We start from the raw sequence: 20,314 nt of genomic DNA, 5'->3' as shown, positions 1-20,314 counted from the left end.
TCTATTTCTCCGAATCCACTAAGCCTTTTACAAACAGCTTTTGCATGCCAATCACCACCGCAACAGGGGGCAGCATGGCCAATAAAGTGGTTGCCATAATTTGGTTCCACGCAATGTCGCCATCAGTCACTGACAACATGCGTTTAATGCTCATCACTAGGGTGTAATAAGCGTCGTCTGTGGTGATTAGCAAGGGCCATAAATATTGATTCCAGCCATAGATAAACAAGATCACAAACAGCGCCGCGATATTGGTGCGCGACAAGGGCAATAAGATGTCGAAAAAGAAGCGCCACGGCCCAGCACCGTCGATTCGCGCGGCTTCCACCAGTTCGCCCGGAATACTCAAAAAGCACTGACGAAACAAAAAAGTCGCCGTCGCACTGGCGATTAGCGGCAAGGTTAAGCCTGTGTAGCTGTTGAGCAAATCCAAGTTCGCGATCACTTCATAGGTCGGCACAATGCGCACTTCCACCGGCAGCATTAAGGTCATGAAAATGATCCAAAAACACAGGTTACGAAAGGGAAAGCGAAAGAACACAATGGCGTAGGCGGACAACAAAGAAATGGCGATTTTGCCAAAGGTAATGCCAAGCGCCATGATCAGCGAGTTCAGCATCATCCAAAACACAGGGGTGTCGACACCGTTGCCGGCTTTTTCAAACAACACACTGCCCCAGGTTTCGGCTCCCGCATCACCAAACCACAGGGGAATGTGACCTACACCAAACGCCGACGCAGGGTGCGTTGACGCCACCAGCGCCATCCATACGGGTAAGGCGACGAGGCCGATACCGACGATTAAGGTGGCATGGCTGACGAAAGTTAACCAAGGTCGATTTTCAATCATGAGTACTGCACCTTTCGCTCAATGTAACGAAACTGAATCACCGTCATCAAGCCGACAATCCCCATGAGTACCACAGATTGTGCCGCCGAACCGCCTAAATCCAGCCCAACAAAACCATCGTCAAACACCTTGTACACCAAGGTGGTGGTACTTTGCCCTGGACCGCCCTTTGTTGTTGCGTCGATCACACCGAAAGTTTCGAAGAAGGCATACACCAGATTCACCACCAATAAGAAAAAGGTGGTCGGCGACAACAGCGGAAACACAATGGTCCAAAAGCGTTTAAATGGGCTGGCACCATCGATCGCGGCGGCTTCGATTAACGAGCGCGGCACCGCTTGCAGGCCGGCTAAAAAGAATAAAAAGTTGTAACTGATTTGCTTCCATGTGGCGGCAATCACCACCAAGATCATCGCTTGGTTGCCATCCAAATAATGGTTCCAATTAATGCCTATGTTGTCCAACCAGAGGGCAATCGGCCCCATGCTGGGGTCAAATAAAATCCACCACAATACACCGGCTAAAGCCGGTGCCACAGCGTACGGCCAAATCAATAGGGTTTGATACGCCAGCTTGCCGCGGATAATACGATCCGCCATCACAGCTAACAATAAAGCCACCGCCATGCCGCCAATCGCCACTGAGAAACTGAACACCAAGGTGGTTAACATAGATTGGTAGTACAAAGGATCGGTGAACAAATCCATAAAATTGTCTAAGCCAACAAATTCACGGCTTAAACCAAAGGCGTCTTCTTGATAAAACGCTTGTTCTAACGCTTGTTCTGCAGGCCACAGAAAGAATATCGCCGTCACCGCTAATTGCGGCAGCAACAATAACCAAGGCAGGCCTTTTTGGGGAAAGGTAACCGTCATCAGACAATCCAAACAAAAGGGATCTAGAGAAAAACGCCCTTATGACACGGTATAGGCCGCATCATAAGACAAGTCATAAGGGCGTGGTGTTTCGTTAGTCGTTGGCTTTTTCGAAGCGACGTAGTTGCGCGTTGCCACGCTCTACCGCTGTATTTAACGCGGTTTGTGCGTCTACATCACCACTCCACACAGACTCCAGTGCTTCGTCGATGACACCACGAATTTGCACGAAATTCCCCAAGCGCAAGCCTTTGGTGTTACCCGTTGGTGTGCCTGTGGTCATCTGCATCACACCGGTTTCTGTGCCTGGATTAGCGGCGTAAAATTCTTGGCCTTTGCTCAAATCATACGCCGCTTTGGTGATAGGCAAGTAACCTGAAAATTGGTGCCAATCGGCTTGCACAGAAGCACGAGACAGGTAGCTTAGGAAAGACGCCACGCCCTTGTATTCTTCTTCAGAATGCCTTTGCAGCACCCACAAAGACGCACCACCAATGATGGTATTAGACGGCTGCTTCACCTTGCCTTCCCAATAAGGCAATTCGGCTACGCCAAAGTCGAAGGTGGCGTTGCGCTTGATACCCGCGTAACCTGCTGAGGATTCGGTGAACATGCCACATTCTTGGCTGTAAAATTTCGCTGCGCCGTCGTTGGTACGGCCCGAATAACTAAAAATGCCGTTCTCTTGCCATTCGCCCATTTTGGTCACGTGCGCCACTTGCAGCGGGCCATTGAACGCTAACTCAGTTTTCAAACCGCCAAAGCCGTTGTCCATGGTAGCGAAAGGCACATTGTGACGAGCGCTTAGGTTTTCCAGCTGCACCCAAGATTGCCACGCCGTAGTAAAACCACAGCTCACACCAGACGCTTGCAGCTTTTTAGACACGGCTTCCACATCTTGCCAAGTTTTTGGCGCTTGAGTGATGCCCGCTTTGGCGAACAAATCTTTGTTGTAGTACAGAACCGGCGTGGAGCTGTTAAACGGCATGGACAACATTTTGCCATCGCGGTCGGTGTAGTAGCCGGTAACGGCGCTTAGATAGGTGCTTTCGTCAAAAGGCTGTCCGGATTCACGCATCAATTGATGAACTGGGTAAATCGCGCCTTTGGCCGCCATCATGCTGGCGGTACCCACTTCGAACACTTGTACAATGGCAGGCTGTTGCTTGGCACGAAACGCGGCAATCGCCGAGGTCATGGTTTCTGTGTAGTTGCCTTTATAAACAGGCTTAACGCTGTAAGCGTCTTGAGAATCATTAAACGCTTTGGCGATTTCATTCACCTTTTCGCCATTGGCACCGCCCATCGCGTGCCACCATTCCACTTCTGTGGCAGCAAACCCTGAACTGGCTACCGATAAGCCAACGACAACCGACGCTAATTTCAAATGATGCATTTCCGTGTTCCTCACAATGAGTTTTTGTTAGAAAAGAAAGAACGACTATAGAAATAAAATGTTGCAGTTTGATGATAGTAAGGTTTCATTTGAAAAACAAACTCTATTCAAATGAAACCTTACTATTGCTTCTCAAAGAGAATGGGACAAAACAAGTGAAAACTGAGCGCTCGAGACCGATCATTGGGCCTAGGCAAGCCATTGACTCAATACAGCGCTCAGCTTGTCTTGTGAAATCGGTTTGGCAATGTGGTCGTTCATGCCGGCGGCGATGCATTCATCTTCATCGCCTTTCATCGCATTGGCGCTCAAAGCTACAATAGGCACATCGCTGGGTGTGGCCCCCTCGGTGCTTTGTCGAATAATACGGGTGGCTTCGTAGCCGTCCATAACGGGCATTTGGCAATCCATAAAGATCAGATCGAAGCGCGTTTCGCGAGCCAAATCGACGGCTATTTGGCCATTTTTAGCCACCGCGGCTTCAACGCCAAATAATTTTAGTAGGCCCCGAGCAACGATCTGATTGGTAAGATTGTCTTCCACTAACAAGACATTACCGTGAAAAGTCGGACGATCTGCGGTAGCAGCGTTAGCTGAGTTTGGAATCATAACGGGCTCTTTTTGTGTTTGTATTTGTGTTTCAGATATTTCTTCAAAAGGCTTTTTAAGAAACAACACTGTCTCCAACGCTTTCAATAAAGCCCCTTGAAAGACAGGTTTCGTTAAGGAGGTTACATAGGCCTGTTGATCATAGGTCAAATGCGAACGACCTTGTAAGATCAAACATCTGGTGTTTGTCTCTATTGTTACAGCGTTCCACTGAATCAAATCTGCTCTGCTCGCGGCGGCTACTATCTCTTCGTCCACCAGCGCAACCAGCGTTTTATCTGTGTTTGTGCTGATACCAGATAAGGCATCACAGGCTTGTGCTAGGGTAGCGAAGTCGTGATGAGGAACCCCAAAAGTATCTAGCACAGCACCGAGATAAGCACGGCCTGTGGCATTTTGATAAAGCACCGCCACCTGTACGTCCGCAGACACACTCTTGGGTTCAGTCGCGGGGGTAAGTTGCGTCAGTGGGATACGTACTGTAAAGGTTGAACCTTGCCCTTGGTCAGATGTTAATTCTATACTCCCTTCCATGGCGTCGATGAATTCTTTACTGATGGCCAAACCCAGACCTGTGCCACCAAAACGGCGCGTTGTTGAACTGTCCGCTTGATTGAAACGCTGAAACAAATGCGTCTGACTGTCGGAGGAGATACCAATGCCAGTATCCTTGATAAGGATATTCAGCACCACACTGTCTTCGTCCAAAGGGGTTACGGATAAAAACAGGGACACTTCCCCTTCTTGAGTAAATTTCACCGCATTGCCCAGCAAGTTAACCAAAATTTGTTTGATACGTAACCGGTCGCCGAGCAGGCTGATGTCTGGCACAGGAACCGCTGGCGAATTCAGTACTATGCCTTTTTCCTCTGCTTTAAGAACAAATACGTTGGTCACCTCTTCGATGAGCGTCGGTAGAGAAAAGGCCTGTTTTTCTAGCTCAAAACGCCCCACTTCGATTTTCGATAAGTCCAGAATGTCATTAATAATGTCTAATAAAGACTCCGCACTTTGCTGAGACAACTTTGCAAGGGTGGCTTGTTCTGGCTGCAATTTAGTGTTCAGTAATAACGATAGACAGCCAATGGTGCCGTTTAGTGGCGTACGAATTTCATGGCTCATGGTGGCCAAAAAAGCACTCTTGGCTTTACTGGCTTGTTGAGCTTGTTCTTTAGCCTGACTTTGTGCCAACTCCGACGCTGTTAACTCTTCGTTAGCCTGTAACAAATCCTGAGTTCTTAATGCCACTCTGTGTTCCAAGACAGCAGAGTGACTGCTAACTATTAATAAAAACCAACCAAACACCCCTGAGAACAAGAAACCACAGGCCAAAACAAATTTCACTACCCACGGTTGCTTAAAAAAGTCACTCTCGCTGACTTGAAACAACCGCCAGGTTTTTGCCCCCACTTGAATGTCAAAACTAACCGCGTGCTTGAACTCGTCAGAGAGATACTTGCGAATCACCTCATCAGCAGAAAAGGTCGCTTGCTTGCTTTTCGCCACAATAATTGGAGTAGAGGTAGCATTGTGGTCATCGATTAAATACAGCTCGGTATTCGGTAACAAGCCGTATTCAACTATGGTGTCGGTTAAGGTCTCTAACTCCAGTACCGCTGTCGCCATGCCCAAAAAGGCATCGCTTTGTTGGTGGAAAAAAGGCAAAAATAACAACACTCCATTACCGTTCTGCACCAGTTTAAGGGGCGCTGTAGGGTATACCTGTCGACCTGTAATCGCCTGATCAACAGCAAAACGACGTTCAGGTTGAGAGTAAATGTCGTAGCCTAACACCACTTCGTTACCGGCCATTGGGCTTATGTAGGTGACTGGTGTGTGTCTGGGACGAGGTGTAACGGGCACTAAGTCGCCTTGAGCGTTTTTCTCGGTGACCTGAAACTTGATACTGGGGTATTCTTGTTGAATATTCGCTTCAAAACGATCTAGATCGTCCCCTGTCACCGCGAAATTTAGGGAAACCGTTAAAATGGAGTCGTCTCGCTGCCTGATGCTGTCGGCGAACATATTGAATTCGTCTACCTCGATATGTTCACTGCTGTTAACCAGGCCAACAAAGCCATACAACATATCCACGCTGTTTTTAATGCGGTTATTCAGTAACACTTCGAGCAACTGGGCATTGGAGCGAAACTCTTTATTCTGTTTGTTCCATTCGGAATAAGTACTGCCCCAGGACAAAAATGCGGTCACCAGCAACACAAATAAAAAACCAGCCAGTAATCGCCAAGGATGCTCAAAGTCATTACCAAACAGCCTAGGAAAAATCACCACAATCCAGGGCACCAATACAAGCACTCCTATCATGCCGCCCGCCCACCAAGTTACCCAGCTAAGCATGAACACTTCGGGCTGAATTGTGCCAAACAGTAATAACGCCGAGGAACCTATCGTAGCGCTGATTAGCGTCGACAGAACGGCTGCTAAAGCAATAAAGCGCAACACCAAACGAGTGCAATGAAAGCGAAAAGGAATCCCCACAAACCGACGGATTAGGTAGGCGCCAACAAAAGACTGCAGAGCCGCCCCAAACCCAATACAAATAGGCAAGAGCCACACAAGAGTTTGCGTGTTTTGCCAGGTCACACCGACGTTAACCAGAAAAGAACCTAAGAAAACCCCAATCCAGGCTTGTCTAGGATAAAAAAGAGCCGCCACCAGCGCCAAACCCGACGCAGGCCAAATAATGGTTGAATAGCCCGGAGAAACAGCAACCGTCAGCCCTAATACGCCCAGCAAAAAATACCCTAACGTAATCGCAACGACAGTCGCCATGGGTCTGATCATAGTTACTTACTCCATCGAATAGACAATAAGTATATGACAAATCCCCATCATTGAGGGTATTTGGCGCTATTTACGCGAAAGACAAAAAGAAGCAGCAGGAGAAACAAGAGAAACAGTATCGGAGGCAAATTTCAGGCAAAAAAAAACCTGCTTAAAAAGCAGGTTTTCTTTAATCATGGTGCCCAGAGACGGAATCGAACCGCCGACACGAGGATTTTCAATCCTCTGCTCTACCGACTGAGCTATCTGGGCAAGTGGTGCGTATTATAGGGAAACCTTTTTTAAGGTCAACACTTTTTTTGAAAATAAATTAAAAAGTCTGTTTTTCTTTCTCCTCTGGTATTATCCCACCATATCAAGGAGATAAACCTATGCTACATATTGTACTTTACCAACCAGAGATACCGCCCAATACGGGTAATGTGATTCGCTTATGCGCCAATACTGGCTTCCACTTGCATCTCATCGAGCCGCTTGGCTTTGAGCTAGAAGATAAGAAGCTGCGCCGCGCTGGCTTGGACTATCACGAGTTTACTCGGTTAAAACGTTACCCAAACTTTCAGGCCTTTGTGGATCAGAACGATATTAGTACTGTGTACGCGCTCACCACAAAAGGCAGCCGCACCCACAGCGAAGCCCGTTTTAAAGCAAACGATGTGCTGGTGTTCGGCCCAGAAACCCGCGGCTTACCCGCCGAGTTTATCGATGCGTTACCGCTAGACCAGCGCTTGCGTTTGCCTATGCAGGCCAGCTCTCGCAGCCTTAACCTGTCTAATACGGTGGCGGTGATGGTATACGAGTCTTGGCGTCAGCTTGATTACGCCATGCCGCCCACTGAATCATGATAAAAAAGCGTCCGAGGTAACATGAACGCAATTGGTATGCTGTTAAAGCGAAATAATAGCCGGCGTCAGTTTCGTAAAAAGGTTCATCTGCATGAAACCAGCGACTTACGTAAGCGCTTGGTTTTTTTTGCTGGTGTCATTGGTCTTCATAGTTTGGCTATGGTCTTCTTTGAAGACCTTGATTGGTGGCAAGCTTTTTGGTTGACCATGACATCCGCCAGTACCACAGGTTATGGGGACATTTCAGCGGCGTCTTTTTGGGGGCAATTTGCCACCATCGTTTTAATTTACGGCATGGGCATCACGCTGCTCGCACAGATCGCCAGTGACTATGTTGAAATTAGGCTTATTCGCAAAGAAATGCGCATTAAAGGGCGCGTGAAGTGGGACAATATGCAAGATCACATACTTATCATTAATACCCCAAGATACAATGCAGAACGCTACTTGGCGTTGCTTATCAGCCAAATTAACCAGACACCCGAACTGGAAGAGATTCCTATTCAAATCTTAACATCGGCCTTCCCTGATGGTTTGCCCATTGATTTGCGATCTCAAGGTGTGGTCCATCATACTGGCGATGCGTTAGAAGATGGCATGTTGGAATCCGCTAACACCCACAAAGCAAAGTACATCATTGTGTTGTGCCCAGATGCCCAAGACAATCACTCTGATAGCATCACTTTCGACATACTGCATAGGATTAAAGTATTAAATAGCTCGGCTTTTATCATGGCTGAAGCCATTAACGATTCCAACCGAAAGCGCTTCAAAGCCGCTGGTGCGACTGCGGTCATTCGCCCTGTTCGTGCCTACCCCGAAATGCTGGTACGTTCTTTAATCGCCCCAGGAACGGAACAAGTATTGGAAGATTTATTTCGCCACCAAGGAGATCACACCATACGTCTTGATGTGCGTTTAAAGGGCATGTCATGGGCGCACATAGTCACCACCTTGATCCAACAAGATATAGGCACGGCGCTTGGTTACGTGCATAAAAATGGCGACATTGTCACTCATCCTCAGACCTACGCCACCATAGACACAGAAGGTTTGATTGTGCTGATAAACGACGATCAAGAACTGCCTTCATTAGAAGAAATTGGCCGTCTGTTTGATTAGTTTCGAAACATAGAGCGCAACTTGCTGGTTTGAGCCTACTTGCTTTGTAGCTTCAGCCCTATGCTCTCGATCTGGTTGCCGTCCATTTGTCGGACGGTTAGCCGGATATTACCAAAGCGCACGCGATCACCCACCACCACATTTTTACCCAGTTGACGCTGCAACAGTTGCGCAGCGGTTTCTTGTGGGTCAACCCCATCCAATGGCACACCATACACTTTTGCCAAGTCGATCAGAGGGGCATCGCCACGCACGGCGAACTCACCAAAGAAATTCTGTAACAAGAAAGACCCAGACGCTTTTTGCGAGAAAATTTGCGCCACGTCGTTCACATCGCCAGGATGCAGTAACATCCAGATACGATCACCCGATTTTAATAAGGTATCAGCATTTACGACAATCGGCTGACCCTCTCGCACCAAAGACACCAACTGCGGCGTTGATACCGTAGCGCTCGGCACATTTTGCACGATAGACAAGGGAATCCGAACCCCTTCGGCTTGCACTAAGAATTCATACAATTCCAACGAATGATGCGATTCTAAATCGTCAATCAACGAAAATCGCGTAATCGGCTCGGGCACAGGTGGTACGATGATGTTCAACCAACGCGCCATGTGTGGCACAGTCGAACCTTGTAGTAACAGGGAAATCAGCACCACGGTAAAAGTAATTTCAAACAGCAGTTCGGCGTTTGTTAGACCGGCAATCACCGGATATAAAGCCAATACAATGGGCACCGCGCCTCGCAATCCCACCCAGCTAATATAGAAACGTTCTGGCCAGCGAAAATCGAACGGTATGAGGCAAATAAACACCGCTAAGGGGCGAGCAATAAAAATCAAAAACGCCGCAATGGCCAAGGCTTGTAGACCATGGGTTAGCAAGCTTGATGGGGTCACCAACAAGCCCAGCAATAAGAACATGCCTGCTTGTGCCAACCAGGCCAATCCATCCATCACCTGGGAAATCGCATCGAGCTGTTTAATACGACCATTCCCAACGGTTAAACCCACCAGATAGACCGCTAAAAAGCCGCTACCACCAATCATGTTTACGCCAGAGAATGTCGCCAAACCAAAGGAAATGATCAATAAGGCGTACAAACCTTCGATCAAAGGCACCCGGCGCAACACCAACAATAAGAGCTTGCCGCCCAGCAAGCCCAATATTATGCCGATGGCAAACTGCTGTACCATTTGTCCTAGAAAAGCCCATACCGTCAGAGGGTCAGCGCTTTGCATCAGACCGGTTAACATCACCACCAACAAGATGGCCATGGGGTCATTGGCACCCGATTCGATTTCTAAGGTACCGCCTACCCGCTCGTTGAGCTTGACGCCACTGTTGCGCAGCAAACTAAACACCGCCGCCGCATCGGTAGAACCGACAATCGAGCCAAGCAATAAGCCGTAAATAAGCGGTACGTCTAATAACCAAGCAGCAAAAGCGCCGACCGATGCCGTGGTAAAGACGACGCCAAGGGTCGCAAGAGACAAGGAAGGCCAAAGAGCAACGCGGAAAGTGCTGGTTTTGGTTTGCATGCCGCCATCTAAAAGAATCACGGCTAAAGCAAGGTTACCCACAAAAAAGGAGAGATTGGTATTATCGAAATCTAGGCCGCCAATGCCCTCTTCGCCTGCCAGCATTCCCATACCAAGAAACACCAGCAACAAAGGTAAACCAACACGCACAGTAAAAGAGCTTGCCAGAATACTAACAAGCAATAAAATTCCCGCTAAAAAAATAAATCCGTTCGTGTCGATGGTATGGCAACCTATTGGTTAGAGTTGACCTGTTAGCGTTAAGTATTTTTCCATTAACTGTTCTTCCGTTTCTTTACGATTCGGATCTAACGGAATGCAGTCTACAGGACACACTTGTTGACACTGTGGTTCATCAAAGTGGCCCACGCATTCAGTACATTTCGAAGGTTCGATAACATAAATTTCATCACCCTGAGAAATGGCCTCATTGGGGCACTCAGGTTCACATACATCACAGTTGATGCATTCATCCGTAATAATAAGAGACATACTGCTCTCCTAGAAAATAGTGACCTTGTTGGTGACAAGATCACTTTAGGGCTAACTCGATAAACAAACTAAGCTAAAGGATCTTCTAGCTGGTTTGATAATGCTCTTGTAGAACACGTTTGACTTCTGGGTGAACAAACTGTCCAAAATCACCGTTTAGCGACGCGATTTCACGCACCAAGGTCGATGAAATGTAAGAGTGTTTCTCAGAAGGCGTTAAAAAGATGCTTTCTACATCGGGTGCAATGGCTCGGTTCATGTTGGCTAGCTGAAATTCGTATTCAAAATCAGACACAGCACGCAGGCCACGAATCACCACCTGACCATTTACCGAGCGGGTAAACTCTGTCAACAAGTTATTGAAGCCAACGATCTCGACATTAGGCAAATGCCCTAGCACGTCTTTTGCCAAGGATATACGCAAGTCATGGGACAACGCAGGACGCTTTTTGGGGCTGGCAGCGACCGCAACAATCACTTTAGGAAACAGCTTTGATGCGCGCTCAACCAAATCCGTGTGGCCGTTTGTAATCGGGTCAAATGTCCCCGGATAAACCGCAATTGTACTCATAGCTTTCATCCAAAAAATTAATAAGGAAGAACGAATCGGGTGATAGACAAGACATTCGTCCGAGTTAACGCCCGTTTAAGGGTCGCATCATATAGGAATACGATCCTGTTCTCAATTCACTGGCATGCGATGATAAGGATCTCACCGCAGATTCATATAGGTAGATAGTATTAGAGGCTATAAGGCGCTAACACTTGCTTCAAGAACGAAATCGCCAAAAAGATGAAAATCGGCGACAAATCCAGACCACCCAAAGTAGGAATAACCCGCTGACAAGCGCGGTACAAGGGCGACGTAATTTGTCCCACCAGCATAGCGCCAGGGTGATTCGCGCCAGGTGCAACCCAACTCAAAATCACTGATATCAACATCGCCCAGAAATACAGATCTAATAGATGATACAAGGTGCCGGCAACCGTATAAATAACATAAATGCTTGGCGGCGCGGAAACGCCTTTAATGCTCACCACCAAAAAAACAGTCACAAATTGAACTAAAAATGCCAACACCAGGGATGCGGTATCAAGGCGTCCAATCGCAGGGATCACTTTGCGCAAAGGCAACACCAGAGGGCTTGTAGCTTTCACAATCCCTTGGCTAATCGGGTTGTAAAAATCCGCTCGCGTCAATTGCAACACAAGACGCAGCAAAACAATGAACAAATAAAGGTTACAAATAACCTTTATGAGCATAACAAATGGATCAGAATTCATTGGGTTCGGTCCTTAATCAGTTTTCTTCGCAGAAAAATCATTCGACATTTCTTTAGATCGATTAACACACGCTGTCATGGCATCGGCCACTATTTTGTCGATGTTCGACGCTTCAAAAGACAACAAGGCTTGCTCTGTTGTTCCATTGGGCGAGGTAATGTTTTTGCGCAATTGAGCAATAGGCTCATCAAGTTCTGTGGCCATGCGAGCCGCACCTAGCATGGTATAGCTGGCCAATTTACGACAAGTGGCTTCATCCAAACCTTGTTGCTGGCCATCTTTGATCATGGCTTCAAGGAATCGGAAAAAATACGCGGGCGCACTACCAGATAAACTGGTTACCGTATGCATGTGGGCTTCGTCTTCCACCCACACTGAATCACCAATGCCAGCAAACAATTCCGTCACCCAGTTTTTTTGCTCGGCGCTGGTGTGTTCGTTGGCGATCAGGCCGGTCATACCTGCTCCCACTTGGGATGGCGTATTTGGCATACAACGTACCACCGCCACAGGAGAGTTTAACCAATAAGATAACGACCCCAGCTCAACACCCGCCGCTACCGAAATAAACAACTGATCATCACGCACCTGATCGGCAAAGGCTTCAATCACAGCTTGCATTTGTGCCGGTTTGACACATAAAACGATCACATCTGCCTGGCTAACCGCAGAACGATTGTCTGCTAACATGCTGATGCCGAATTGGTCGTGATAATGGGTGCGCTTTTGTTCGGTTCTTGAGGTGCCCATAATGCTTGTTGCTGGGTAACCATTCGCCAACATGCCACTAAAAATAGCACTTGCCATGTTGCCCACGCCGATAAAGGCGATACTTGGTGTCATTTTATATCCTACTGTTGAATGCATTGATGTTCGTTTTAATGTTTTATACGTTCTTTTTACTGTTTTAAAGAGTAGTCTCGCGCACCAAAAATAGCCGTGCCGACACGAACCATGGTGCTACCTGAAGCAATTGCAGCGGGTAAATCACCCGACATGCCAATCGATAAGGTATCCACATGATGATCATTCGACGCCAAAGCGGCAAAAGCCTGCGCTAATGGCTGGTACACAGCACATTGCGACTCATGGCTGTCTTGGGGCGCCGGAATGGCCATCAAGCCTCTTAGACGTAAATTCGGCAAGCTGACGATTAACGTAACCATATCGTCCAACTGCTCCAGCGTCACACCGGCTTTGCTGTCTTCGCCACTGATGTTAACCTGAATGCACACATTCAGTGGCGGCAAATCATCTGGGCGTTGCTCACTCAATCGACGGGCGATTTTTTCGCGGTCAACCGAGTGCACCCAATCCATATTTTCGGCAATAAGGCGAGATTTATTCGATTGAATTGGGCCAATAAAGTGCCACTCAATGTCAGCTAGGTGAGCTAACGCTTGGCGCTTTTCAACCGCTTCTTGTACATAGTTTTCGCCGAACGCTCGTTGCCCCGCTTCGTATGCCGCCACCAAGGCTGACACTGGCTTGGTTTTACTCACAGCCAATAAACGCACACTGCCAGCATCGCGCTGATACTCTTGGGCAAGTTGTGCTATTTGTTCAGAAGTGTGGGCCAAATTGCGGGTAATATCGTCTGCTTCTTGGCCGTTTGCTGCAATTGACATGGTGTCGTCAGGCTCCTTTTCGCAAGATATGAAAAATCATCTCAAGGGTTACTGTGTGTAAAAATCCGCACTGGATTGGTAGTATTCGCCATGAAACTCCAACCGAACCCCTGTGGAGCGGTTCAATACTTCTGCTGCCGCATTGGCCGCTCGATAAAGCCCATCAAGAGACGAATGCTCTGGATAAAACGCAATACCGATAGACAAGCCATCTTGTATTAGGCGGTTATTGGCAAACTTAGGAGAACCCAATGAGGCAAAAAGCTTCGAGGCAACCACTTCGGCGTCTTCTAAGTGTTGAATGCGAATCCCCATCACTAACTCGTGCTCATCGAAATAAGCAATGAGATCATTGTCTCGCACTGTTTTGCGCATCACTTCTGCCAGTTCCACCAACTCTTTCTCTTGAATTTTAGCGCTAGACAGGATTCGCAGAGACAATAAAGCCGCACGCAAAAAGTGACGACGGGAATCTTTCAGTACAATGTTGAAACTGTTTTCAAAACTGAAACGACGTAACAATCCCGTAGTCGGGTCACGATGGCTGTCTTCAAGCAACAACTGGTCCGCTTTTTCGCGCTCAAATATCGCCCGCAACCAAGACACATAGCATTCTAGCGCCAGTGTTACTAAGTCACTTTCAATGCGACTGGTTTCTGGTTGAAACACCACGGCTAAATAAATCGAGCCTTGGCCGTCCGACACACTGGACATGGACACATCCACAAAGCCATTGTCGGCAATAAATTCCGCCCACGGTTGCCAATCAGCGTCTTGAGCGATGTGATCGTCAAATCGTGTAGGGCAAGACGGGCTGGCAGCGAAGGTGATCAGCCCTTGTGGCACCGCTCGTAGCTTACTTTGGGAACTCAATAAGGGGGTGTTCGTCGCGTCTTTGTATTGCACATCCCAATGTAAACAGCTTTTATCGCACACAAGAAACAAGCAGTAGGCGTTGGGTAATTGCGCTTCCAGCTTGTGTTTGAACTCGTCTAACAGGGTACTCAACAAAGAGCCCTTGGAGATGGCATGAATAATGTGGGGCATATCACCGTACAAGCTCTTTATGAAATCCCGTTCTTTTTCAAGGTAAGCGATACGCGATCGCAAAACTTGATGCTCTGAGAGCAGCGTGTTTGATGAGTCAATAGACATGAAGACGTGAGCACCTTGGCAATGTGATTAAAACAAGAGTAACGGCATGACATAAAAAGTAAAGAATTAGTAAGACCAATCGGTCAATTTTTGATTGATCTTACTGTTTATTTTAAAAACACATTCACACTGTCTGATATACCCGTTGACCCGAGATATACGTCGACATGACTCGCCCTACAAACTCGTCGCCAAAGTACGGTGAATTGTGACCTTTGGTTTTGCGTTTGTCGTAATCCCATGTCCATCGTGCTGTGCTGTCGAACAAAATAAAGTCGGCAAAACTGCCTACCGCTAACGAGCCAGCTTCTAGGCCAAAGCACGCCGCTGGGCCAGAGGTTAAGGCTTGCAGCACGGTGGAAAAGTCTAAATCTCCTTCATCCATTAACTGCATGGCCAATGGCAACAAGATTTCCACATTCGCCATGCCGGGGTCTGTGGCCGCAAAGGGGGCAATTTTTGCCATTTTTTCATGGGGCTGGTGATCGGAACAAATGGCCGTAATCACACCCGCTTTAATGCCTTCGATCAGCGTCAAACGGTCGTCTTCGCTGCGCAGCGGCGGCAACACATGATAATGCCCGTCGAAGCGACTCAAGACTTGGTCGTTCAAAAGTAAGTTGTGCAACGCCACATCAGCGGTGACATCCAAGCCAGAGGCTTTGGCATCGGCGATCATTTCCACCGATTTGGCGCAAGACAAACGGGCGAAGTGCGCACGTACGCCGGTTTTTTCCACCAACAGTAAATCTCGCATCAAGGCGATGGTTTCCGCTTCTTCAGGAATGCCCGCTAAACCGTGCATAGTCGACATCAAGCCTTCGTGAGCACAGCCGCCTTCGGACAAGCTGGGTTCATCGGGGTGAAACACCACCAGCAAATCGTGCGTTGCAGCGTATTCTAATGCACGAGACAACACCTTGGTGCTCGCCATGGGGTGCCTGTGATTCGACAAAGCAATGCAGCCCGCGTCGGTCAAAGACACCATGTTGCTCAGTTGCGCGCCTTCTAACCCTTGGGTCAAAGCACCTAACGGGAAAACGTTTGCCATACCTGCTTCGTCGGCTTTGTCTTGAATCAATGCCGCCACGGCTGGCGTGTCCACAATGGGTCGCGTGTTTGGCGGACACACCAAGGTGGTCACACCGCCAGACACGGCGGCACGGCCTTCAGTAGCAATGCTGCCTTTTTGTGTCATCCCAGGTTCGCGCAACGCCACCGCTAAATCCACCAAGCCTGGCAACACCCATAAACCGGCGGCATCGACAATCTCGACGTCGTCAAAGCCTTCGGGCGCGTCGCCAATGGCCACTATCTTTTGGTTGTCGATAAAGAGTTCTGCGATCGCATCAATGTCTTGGCTCGGATCTATTAAACGACCGTTTTGAATACGTAGTTTCATATTATTTCTCATCCCCTGTCGCCGATCCATCTTCACTTTGCAGCTGACCGCTCATCGCCATGGACAGCACCGCCATACGCACCGCGATGCCATTAGTCACCTGGTCCAAAATAACGGATTGTTTGCCATCGGCCACTTCCGACGAAATTTCCACACCGCGATTAATCGGCCCTGGGTGCATCACAATGGCGTCTGGTTTCGCCCAGGCAAGTGTCTCTTCGGTCAAACCGTACAAGCGGTAGAATTCACTTTCACTAGGTAGCAAGGCACCCTTCATACGTTCTTTTTGCAAGCGCAACATGACGATCACGTCTACGTCGTTTAAGCCCGCTTCTAGGTCGTGACAAATAGTCGCGCCCATTTCTGCGAAAAAGCTCGGCACGAGGGTTTTTGGTCCGACTAAACGCACATCGCTGACCCCTAGGGTAGTAAGCGCTTGCAGCTGAGAACGTGCCACACGGGAATGCAAAATATCCCCTACAATGGCGACTTTTAAACCGTCAAAGCTGCCTTTATGACGACGAATGGTCAGCATATCTAACATGGCTTGGGTTGGGTGCGCATGGCGACCATCCCCTGCGTTAATAATGGCGACGTTAGGCGTGCAATGTTCCGCGATAAAATGCGCCGCACCACTGTCGGAATGACGCACAATGAACATATCGCTTTGCATGGCTTCGAGGTTTTTTAGGGTGTCGAGTAAAGATTCGCCTTTTGAGGTGGCTGAGGTTTCAATGTTTAAATTGATCACGTCAGCCGACAAGCGTTTGGCCGCTAATTCGAATGTTGTTCGTGTTCTTGTGGAGTTTTCAAAGAATAAATTGACGACGGTTTTACCGCGCAATAAAGGGACTTTTTTGACCGATTGCTCACCCATAGAAAGGAAAGAATCGGCGCGGTCTAAAATCTCTGTCAGAATGGTGTTGTCTAACCCATCCAGTGTTAAAAAATGCTTAAGCTGCCCGTGTTCATTTAGCTGTAATGCCCGTGGCTCGGATCGCATCATGGTTTGCTTTCCTCAAACTGCAAAGACGCTCGGTCTTCTTCATACTTAAAAATTAATGCGTGTCTATTATAGAGACACCCAGTGGCTGTGGCCCAGTCAATTTCACTCTTTGATCGGTATTAAGCGTTACTCGCTCGCCCACAATATCGGCGGCGATGGGCAATTCGTGCTGACCTAGGTCATACAAAATCGCCAAGGTAATGCTGGCCGGACGACCAAAGTCAAAAATTTCGTTCATGGCGGCGCGAATCGTACGGCCCGACATCAACACATCGTCGACCAAGATCACATGGCGATCTTCAATGGCCGGCAACAATGTTTGGTTCACTTTAGGGTTTAAGCCCGCTTTGGTGAAATCGTCGCGATAAAAAGTAATGTCTAGGGTGGCGAGAGGCTCTGTGGTCGGCACAGCGGACATCACCTGCTCAGCCACCCAAACGCCGCCGGTATGAATACCCACCACGATGGCGTCGTTAATGCTTTTTTGCTCACAGTAGGCGCTCAGCTGTGCCCGCATGGACGCAAGCGCCTTGTCTAAATCTAACGTCATTCTGTTTCAAACCTTACTGTTGGTGTGTCATAAACACGGTGTCGTATAAACAGCGGCCTAGTAAGCCTCAGCGAACCAGCTTTCTACTATCATTTGCGCCGCTAAGCCATCCACGGAATTGTCTTTGAAATTACGGTTACCACCGCGGGCAATCACCTGCCCTTTGGCTTCGTAGGACGACAATCTTTCGTCCATCATATGGTAAGGAAGGTTAAAACGTCCATGCAATCGTTTGGCAAATTTGCGCGCTCGTTGACACATCTCGTTTTCGGTGCCGTCCATGTCCAAAGGTAAGCCGACCACAAAGGCATCTGGCTGCCATTCGGCGACGACTTTGGCGATGTCATCCCAGTTGGGAATGCCATCTTTGGCTTTTAATGGGTCGAGTGGCTGGGCGGTGCCGGTGATGCTTTGGCCAACAGCCACACCCATGCGAGTAGTACCAAAATCAAAGCCCAATACTGAACGAACAGTATTGGGCTTTTGTTGATCATTCGAAGACGCTGTTGCGCTCATTAACCATGTCCTATGTCCGGTGAAAGTCTCGCCATATCAATTCCCAACACCTGAGTCGCGGCGGTAAATTGCATGTCGCTTGGGGTGTGGAATAATACGTCTAAATCGGCTTCACATACCAGCCAATCATTACTGGTAATTTCCGCTTCGAGCTGACCTGCATCCCAGCCGGCGCAACCTAATGTGATGCGAAACGCCTCTGGGCCTGTGCCTTGGGCGATGTCTTGCAAGGCTTCCAAAGACGCCGACAAAGACACCTCGTCGGTCACGCGTAAACTGTTGTCCCATACCTTGTCCGATGTGTGCAAAATAAACCCGCGCTCCGCTTCGACCGGCCCGCCGTTATAAATCGGTTCTGCAGCGATTTGTGGTTGATCAATCTGCATATCAAGATGCGTCGCCAATTCACTGAATTCCACATTGGCAGGACGATTAATAATGATCCCCATGGCGCCTTCTTTGGTGTGTTCACAAAGATAGATCACCGTGTGTTCAAAATGAGGATCGTTTAAATGTGGCATAGAGATTAAGAAGTGGTTTTTAAACGAATCGAAAAATGTATTCATAGTCATGAGCCCTCTTTAATGGATAACAGCGCATAAATAGAGCGCGCCAATGTAAGATAGAAAAAGCACTTGAACTTGAGAAAACTCGCTCGCTCGGAGCGATGGAAACCGGTAGAGAAGAACACATAGAAGACGGCCAATAAACGTAACCGACTGTTTTTAGTATAAGGAAAAATGAAAAATTACCTACCCCTAAAACAGATTTTCTGCCGATTCTCTTCAAAATCCTGCAGCTAACCCGTAAACTAACCCCATTAAACAAGGATCTCGATTGAGATCATCACCCTGTTTCATTGAGGATGCAGCATGCCCCTTACGTCATGGCAACACGAGCACATCGAATCGGTTCAGTCCGCGTTATTCGATCGTCTTGCTGCCGGACGTTTGACCCAATGGCAGCAGCATTACCAAGCCGAAACCGTCGATCTACGTTACTTTTTCCACAGTGGTTGGTCTTCCTAGGTTTTCATTGTCGTTCTTATTTAACACTTTTTTAACGACCATTTTTTGCCAACACAGGAAACCAAGATGACATTACAAGCAATCGATTACACCAGCCCAACCGCCCAAGAAGATTTCGTTCAATCTCTGCGTGACACCGGCTTTGGGGTACTCAAAAACCATCCCATTCAAAAGCAACTGGTGTCGGCGATTTACCAAGAATGGCAGACTTTTTTTGATAGCGAGACCAAGTACGATTATCGCTATAACGTGGGCACTCAAGATGGCTTTTTCCCACCCGACGTGTCTGAAACCGCCAAAGGTCACACCAAAAAAGACATCAAAGAATACTTCCATTATTACCCGTGGGGACAATGCCCCGCCGACAAAAAAGCCTTATTGGCGCAATACTACGCCGAAGCCAATACCTTAGCGTTGGAACTGCTCGCGTGGGTCGAAAAGCATTCTCCTGCCGATGTGGCGCAGCATTATTCTCAGCCGCTTTGTAGCATGGTCGACGGCAGCGATCAGACCTTGTTACGCGTATTGCATTATCCGCCATTAAAAGGCGATGAAGAATTAGGCGCGATTCGTGCGGGTGCCCATGAAGACATCAACTTATTGACGATCTTACCTTCAGCCAACGAGCCAGGTTTGCAAGTCAAAGCCAAAGATGGCTCATGGATGGACGTGCCTTGTGATTTTGGCACCTTGGTAGTCAATATTGGCGACATGCTACAAGAAGCGTCTGGTGGTTATTTTCCGTCGACGTCTCACCGAGTGGTTAACCCAGAAGGCGCGGACAAAACCAAGTCGCGTATTTCTTTGCCCTTATTTTTGCACCCTAAACCCGAGGTGGTTTTGTCAAAGCGTCACACGGCAAAAAGCTATTTGCACGAGCGTTTGGTGGAATTGGGAGTAATTTAACTCTCTAGCAATTTAACTCTACAGCGTTCTCTATATGCTAAAAACGCCCTGTTCTTTCAAGCAGGGCGTTTTTGTTTCTACCCGATTAATAACCTAATAAACTGGGTAAAGTCAGGGCTATTTGCGGCACATAAGCAATCACGATCACCGCCAGTGTGGACACCAAGGCAAACGGCATGGCTTTCGCCGTCACTTCTTCTAGCGGTGTATCCGATATACCGGAGGCCACAAACAGGTTCTCTCCCAATGGTGGCGTTGAGAAACCGATCGATAAGCTACACACCATCACGATACCAAAATG

The 20,314-nt window shown here is 48.1% G+C and carries 21 protein-coding genes and 1 tRNA gene; 4 read left to right on the top strand and 18 right to left on the bottom strand.

What is annotated here, in order from left to right; all coding sequences use genetic code 11:
- Position 1: 1 nt before the first annotated feature.
- From ugpE to J9B83_RS09935, 5 genes are all read right to left on the bottom strand, one after another.
- Complete coding sequence (ugpE, locus tag J9B83_RS09955; RefSeq protein WP_211536609.1) at positions 2-850, bottom strand: sn-glycerol-3-phosphate ABC transporter permease UgpE; 849 nt, start codon at positions 848-850, stop codon at positions 2-4.
- Entirely contained in the window at positions 847-1,725 is an 879-nt protein-coding gene (gene ugpA, locus J9B83_RS09950; RefSeq protein WP_211536608.1) for a sn-glycerol-3-phosphate ABC transporter permease UgpA, read from the bottom strand. Before ugpA ends, ugpE begins: the two co-directional genes overlap by 4 nt.
- A 94-nt stretch (positions 1,726-1,819) precedes the next feature.
- Positions 1,820-3,121: a sn-glycerol-3-phosphate ABC transporter substrate-binding protein UgpB gene (ugpB, locus tag J9B83_RS09945; RefSeq protein ID WP_211536607.1), complete on the bottom strand. Its 1,302-nt coding sequence runs from the start codon at positions 3,119-3,121 to the stop codon at positions 1,820-1,822.
- A gap of 189 nt (positions 3,122-3,310) precedes the next feature.
- Positions 3,311-6,523, bottom strand: a complete 3,213-nt coding sequence (locus J9B83_RS09940) for a CHASE domain-containing protein (protein WP_236037242.1) — start codon at positions 6,521-6,523, stop codon at positions 3,311-3,313.
- A 188-nt stretch (positions 6,524-6,711) separates the two neighbouring features.
- Positions 6,712-6,787 (bottom strand) — tRNA-Phe (locus tag J9B83_RS09935).
- A gap of 119 nt (positions 6,788-6,906) precedes the next feature.
- Between J9B83_RS09935 and trmL the strand changes: the two genes are divergently transcribed.
- Together trmL and J9B83_RS09925 are read left to right on the top strand one after the other, a co-directional pair.
- Positions 6,907-7,380, top strand: a complete 474-nt coding sequence (gene trmL / locus J9B83_RS09930) for a tRNA (uridine(34)/cytosine(34)/5-carboxymethylaminomethyluridine(34)-2'-O)-methyltransferase TrmL (protein WP_211536605.1) — start codon at positions 6,907-6,909, stop codon at positions 7,378-7,380.
- A 21-nt stretch (positions 7,381-7,401) separates the two neighbouring features.
- On the top strand, positions 7,402-8,502 hold the full coding sequence (locus tag J9B83_RS09925; protein ID WP_211536604.1) for a potassium channel protein: 1,101 nt from the start codon (positions 7,402-7,404) through the stop codon (positions 8,500-8,502).
- A gap of 35 nt (positions 8,503-8,537) precedes the next feature.
- Here J9B83_RS09925 and J9B83_RS09920 read toward each other — a convergent pair whose 3' ends face one another.
- From J9B83_RS09920 to J9B83_RS09865, 12 genes are all read right to left on the bottom strand, one after another.
- Positions 8,538-10,250 carry a potassium/proton antiporter gene (locus J9B83_RS09920; RefSeq protein WP_328797729.1) on the bottom strand — a complete coding sequence of 571 codons (1,713 nt, stop codon included), beginning with the start codon at positions 10,248-10,250 and terminating at the stop codon, positions 8,538-8,540.
- A 36-nt stretch (positions 10,251-10,286) separates the two neighbouring features.
- On the bottom strand, positions 10,287-10,538 hold the full coding sequence (locus J9B83_RS09915) for a YfhL family 4Fe-4S dicluster ferredoxin (protein WP_148834327.1): 252 nt from the start codon (positions 10,536-10,538) through the stop codon (positions 10,287-10,289).
- An 85-nt stretch (positions 10,539-10,623) separates the two neighbouring features.
- Positions 10,624-11,109 carry a pantetheine-phosphate adenylyltransferase gene (gene coaD, locus J9B83_RS09910; RefSeq protein WP_211536602.1) on the bottom strand — a complete coding sequence of 162 codons (486 nt, stop codon included), beginning with the start codon at positions 11,107-11,109 and terminating at the stop codon, positions 10,624-10,626.
- Positions 11,110-11,279: 170 nt separating this feature from the next.
- Positions 11,280-11,822 (bottom strand): YggT family protein, encoded by a 543-nt coding sequence (locus tag J9B83_RS09905; RefSeq protein ID WP_211536601.1) that lies wholly within the window; start codon positions 11,820-11,822, stop codon positions 11,280-11,282.
- Between the two features lie 12 nt (positions 11,823-11,834).
- Positions 11,835-12,665 (bottom strand): pyrroline-5-carboxylate reductase, encoded by an 831-nt coding sequence (gene proC / locus J9B83_RS09900; protein ID WP_211536600.1) that lies wholly within the window; start codon positions 12,663-12,665, stop codon positions 11,835-11,837.
- A gap of 56 nt (positions 12,666-12,721) precedes the next feature.
- A complete protein-coding gene (locus J9B83_RS09895; RefSeq protein WP_211536599.1) occupies positions 12,722-13,450 on the bottom strand; it encodes a YggS family pyridoxal phosphate-dependent enzyme in 729 nt (242 codons plus the stop codon).
- 48 nt (positions 13,451-13,498) lie between these two features.
- The gene (locus J9B83_RS09890) at positions 13,499-14,605 is read right to left on the bottom strand and encodes a GGDEF domain-containing protein (RefSeq protein WP_211536598.1); all 1,107 of its coding nucleotides are present in this window, start codon (positions 14,603-14,605) and stop codon (positions 13,499-13,501) included.
- A gap of 124 nt (positions 14,606-14,729) precedes the next feature.
- Positions 14,730-16,007 (bottom strand): dihydroorotase, encoded by a 1,278-nt coding sequence (locus tag J9B83_RS09885; RefSeq protein WP_211536597.1) that lies wholly within the window; start codon positions 16,005-16,007, stop codon positions 14,730-14,732.
- 1 nt (position 16,008) lies between these two features.
- Positions 16,009-17,013 carry an aspartate carbamoyltransferase catalytic subunit gene (locus J9B83_RS09880; RefSeq protein ID WP_211536596.1) on the bottom strand — a complete coding sequence of 335 codons (1,005 nt, stop codon included), beginning with the start codon at positions 17,011-17,013 and terminating at the stop codon, positions 16,009-16,011.
- Between the two features lie 52 nt (positions 17,014-17,065).
- Positions 17,066-17,563 (bottom strand): bifunctional pyr operon transcriptional regulator/uracil phosphoribosyltransferase PyrR, encoded by a 498-nt coding sequence (gene pyrR / locus J9B83_RS09875; RefSeq protein ID WP_211536595.1) that lies wholly within the window; start codon positions 17,561-17,563, stop codon positions 17,066-17,068.
- Between the two features lie 57 nt (positions 17,564-17,620).
- The gene (gene ruvX, locus J9B83_RS09870; protein ID WP_211536594.1) at positions 17,621-18,079 is read right to left on the bottom strand and encodes a Holliday junction resolvase RuvX; all 459 of its coding nucleotides are present in this window, start codon (positions 18,077-18,079) and stop codon (positions 17,621-17,623) included.
- Positions 18,079-18,651, bottom strand: a complete 573-nt coding sequence (locus J9B83_RS09865; RefSeq protein ID WP_236037241.1) for a YqgE/AlgH family protein — start codon at positions 18,649-18,651, stop codon at positions 18,079-18,081. The genes ruvX and J9B83_RS09865 overlap by 1 nt, the downstream gene beginning before the upstream one ends.
- 300 nt (positions 18,652-18,951) lie before the next feature.
- On the opposite strand from J9B83_RS09865, the gene J9B83_RS09860 reads away from it, so the two are divergent.
- Positions 18,952-19,107, top strand: coding sequence for a hypothetical protein (locus tag J9B83_RS09860; protein ID WP_211536593.1), 156 nt, complete (start codon positions 18,952-18,954; stop codon positions 19,105-19,107).
- Between the two features lie 66 nt (positions 19,108-19,173).
- Positions 19,174-20,013, top strand: coding sequence for an isopenicillin N synthase family oxygenase (locus tag J9B83_RS09855; protein WP_211536592.1), 840 nt, complete (start codon positions 19,174-19,176; stop codon positions 20,011-20,013).
- An 85-nt stretch (positions 20,014-20,098) separates the two neighbouring features.
- On the opposite strand, the gene J9B83_RS09850 is transcribed toward J9B83_RS09855, so the two are convergent.
- Positions 20,099-20,314, bottom strand: a 216-nt coding sequence (locus J9B83_RS09850) for a TRAP transporter large permease subunit (RefSeq protein WP_211536591.1), incomplete at its 5' end; no start/stop codon positions are given.

The sequence above is a fragment of the Marinomonas vulgaris genome, assembly GCF_018145875.1.
In the GTDB taxonomy this organism is placed as follows: domain Bacteria; phylum Pseudomonadota; class Gammaproteobacteria; order Pseudomonadales; family Marinomonadaceae; genus Marinomonas; species Marinomonas vulgaris.
This window is presented reverse-complemented; position numbering and strand designations above follow the sequence as displayed.

Excerpts from the sequence above, each read along its gene's own strand:
- ruvX (WP_211536594.1), bottom strand. The coding sequence starts at position 18,079 with ATGAGCGCAACAGCGTCTTCGAATGATCAACAAAAGCCCAATACTGTT.
- pyrR (WP_211536595.1), bottom strand. The coding sequence starts at position 17,563 with ATGACGTTAGATTTAGACAAGGCGCTTGCGTCCATGCGGGCACAGCTG.
- J9B83_RS09925 (WP_211536604.1), top strand. The coding sequence starts at position 7,402 with ATGAACGCAATTGGTATGCTGTTAAAGCGAAATAATAGCCGGCGTCAG.
- J9B83_RS09915 (WP_148834327.1), bottom strand. The coding sequence starts at position 10,538 with ATGTCTCTTATTATTACGGATGAATGCATCAACTGTGATGTATGTGAA.
- ugpA (WP_211536608.1), bottom strand. The coding sequence starts at position 1,725 with ATGACGGTTACCTTTCCCCAAAAAGGCCTGCCTTGGTTATTGTTGCTG.
- J9B83_RS09860 (WP_211536593.1), top strand. The coding sequence starts at position 18,952 with ATGCCCCTTACGTCATGGCAACACGAGCACATCGAATCGGTTCAGTCC.
- J9B83_RS09895 (WP_211536599.1), bottom strand. The coding sequence starts at position 13,450 with ATGTCAATTGCAGCAAACGGCCAAGAAGCAGACGATATTACCCGCAAT.
- proC (WP_211536600.1), bottom strand. The coding sequence starts at position 12,665 with ATGACACCAAGTATCGCCTTTATCGGCGTGGGCAACATGGCAAGTGCT.
- J9B83_RS09865 (WP_236037241.1), bottom strand. The coding sequence starts at position 18,651 with ATGACTATGAATACATTTTTCGATTCGTTTAAAAACCACTTCTTAATC.
- J9B83_RS09890 (WP_211536598.1), bottom strand. The coding sequence starts at position 14,605 with ATGTCTATTGACTCATCAAACACGCTGCTCTCAGAGCATCAAGTTTTG.
- ugpB (WP_211536607.1), bottom strand. The coding sequence starts at position 3,121 with ATGCATCATTTGAAATTAGCGTCGGTTGTCGTTGGCTTATCGGTAGCC.
- coaD (WP_211536602.1), bottom strand. The coding sequence starts at position 11,109 with ATGAGTACAATTGCGGTTTATCCGGGGACATTTGACCCGATTACAAAC.
- trmL (WP_211536605.1), top strand. The coding sequence starts at position 6,907 with ATGCTACATATTGTACTTTACCAACCAGAGATACCGCCCAATACGGGT.
- J9B83_RS09905 (WP_211536601.1), bottom strand. The coding sequence starts at position 11,822 with ATGAATTCTGATCCATTTGTTATGCTCATAAAGGTTATTTGTAACCTT.
- ugpE (WP_211536609.1), bottom strand. The coding sequence starts at position 850 with ATGATTGAAAATCGACCTTGGTTAACTTTCGTCAGCCATGCCACCTTA.
- J9B83_RS09940 (WP_236037242.1), bottom strand. The coding sequence starts at position 6,523 with ATGGCGACTGTCGTTGCGATTACGTTAGGGTATTTTTTGCTGGGCGTA.
- J9B83_RS09885 (WP_211536597.1), bottom strand. The coding sequence starts at position 16,007 with ATGAAACTACGTATTCAAAACGGTCGTTTAATAGATCCGAGCCAAGAC.
- J9B83_RS09880 (WP_211536596.1), bottom strand. The coding sequence starts at position 17,013 with ATGATGCGATCCGAGCCACGGGCATTACAGCTAAATGAACACGGGCAG.
- J9B83_RS09855 (WP_211536592.1), top strand. The coding sequence starts at position 19,174 with ATGACATTACAAGCAATCGATTACACCAGCCCAACCGCCCAAGAAGAT.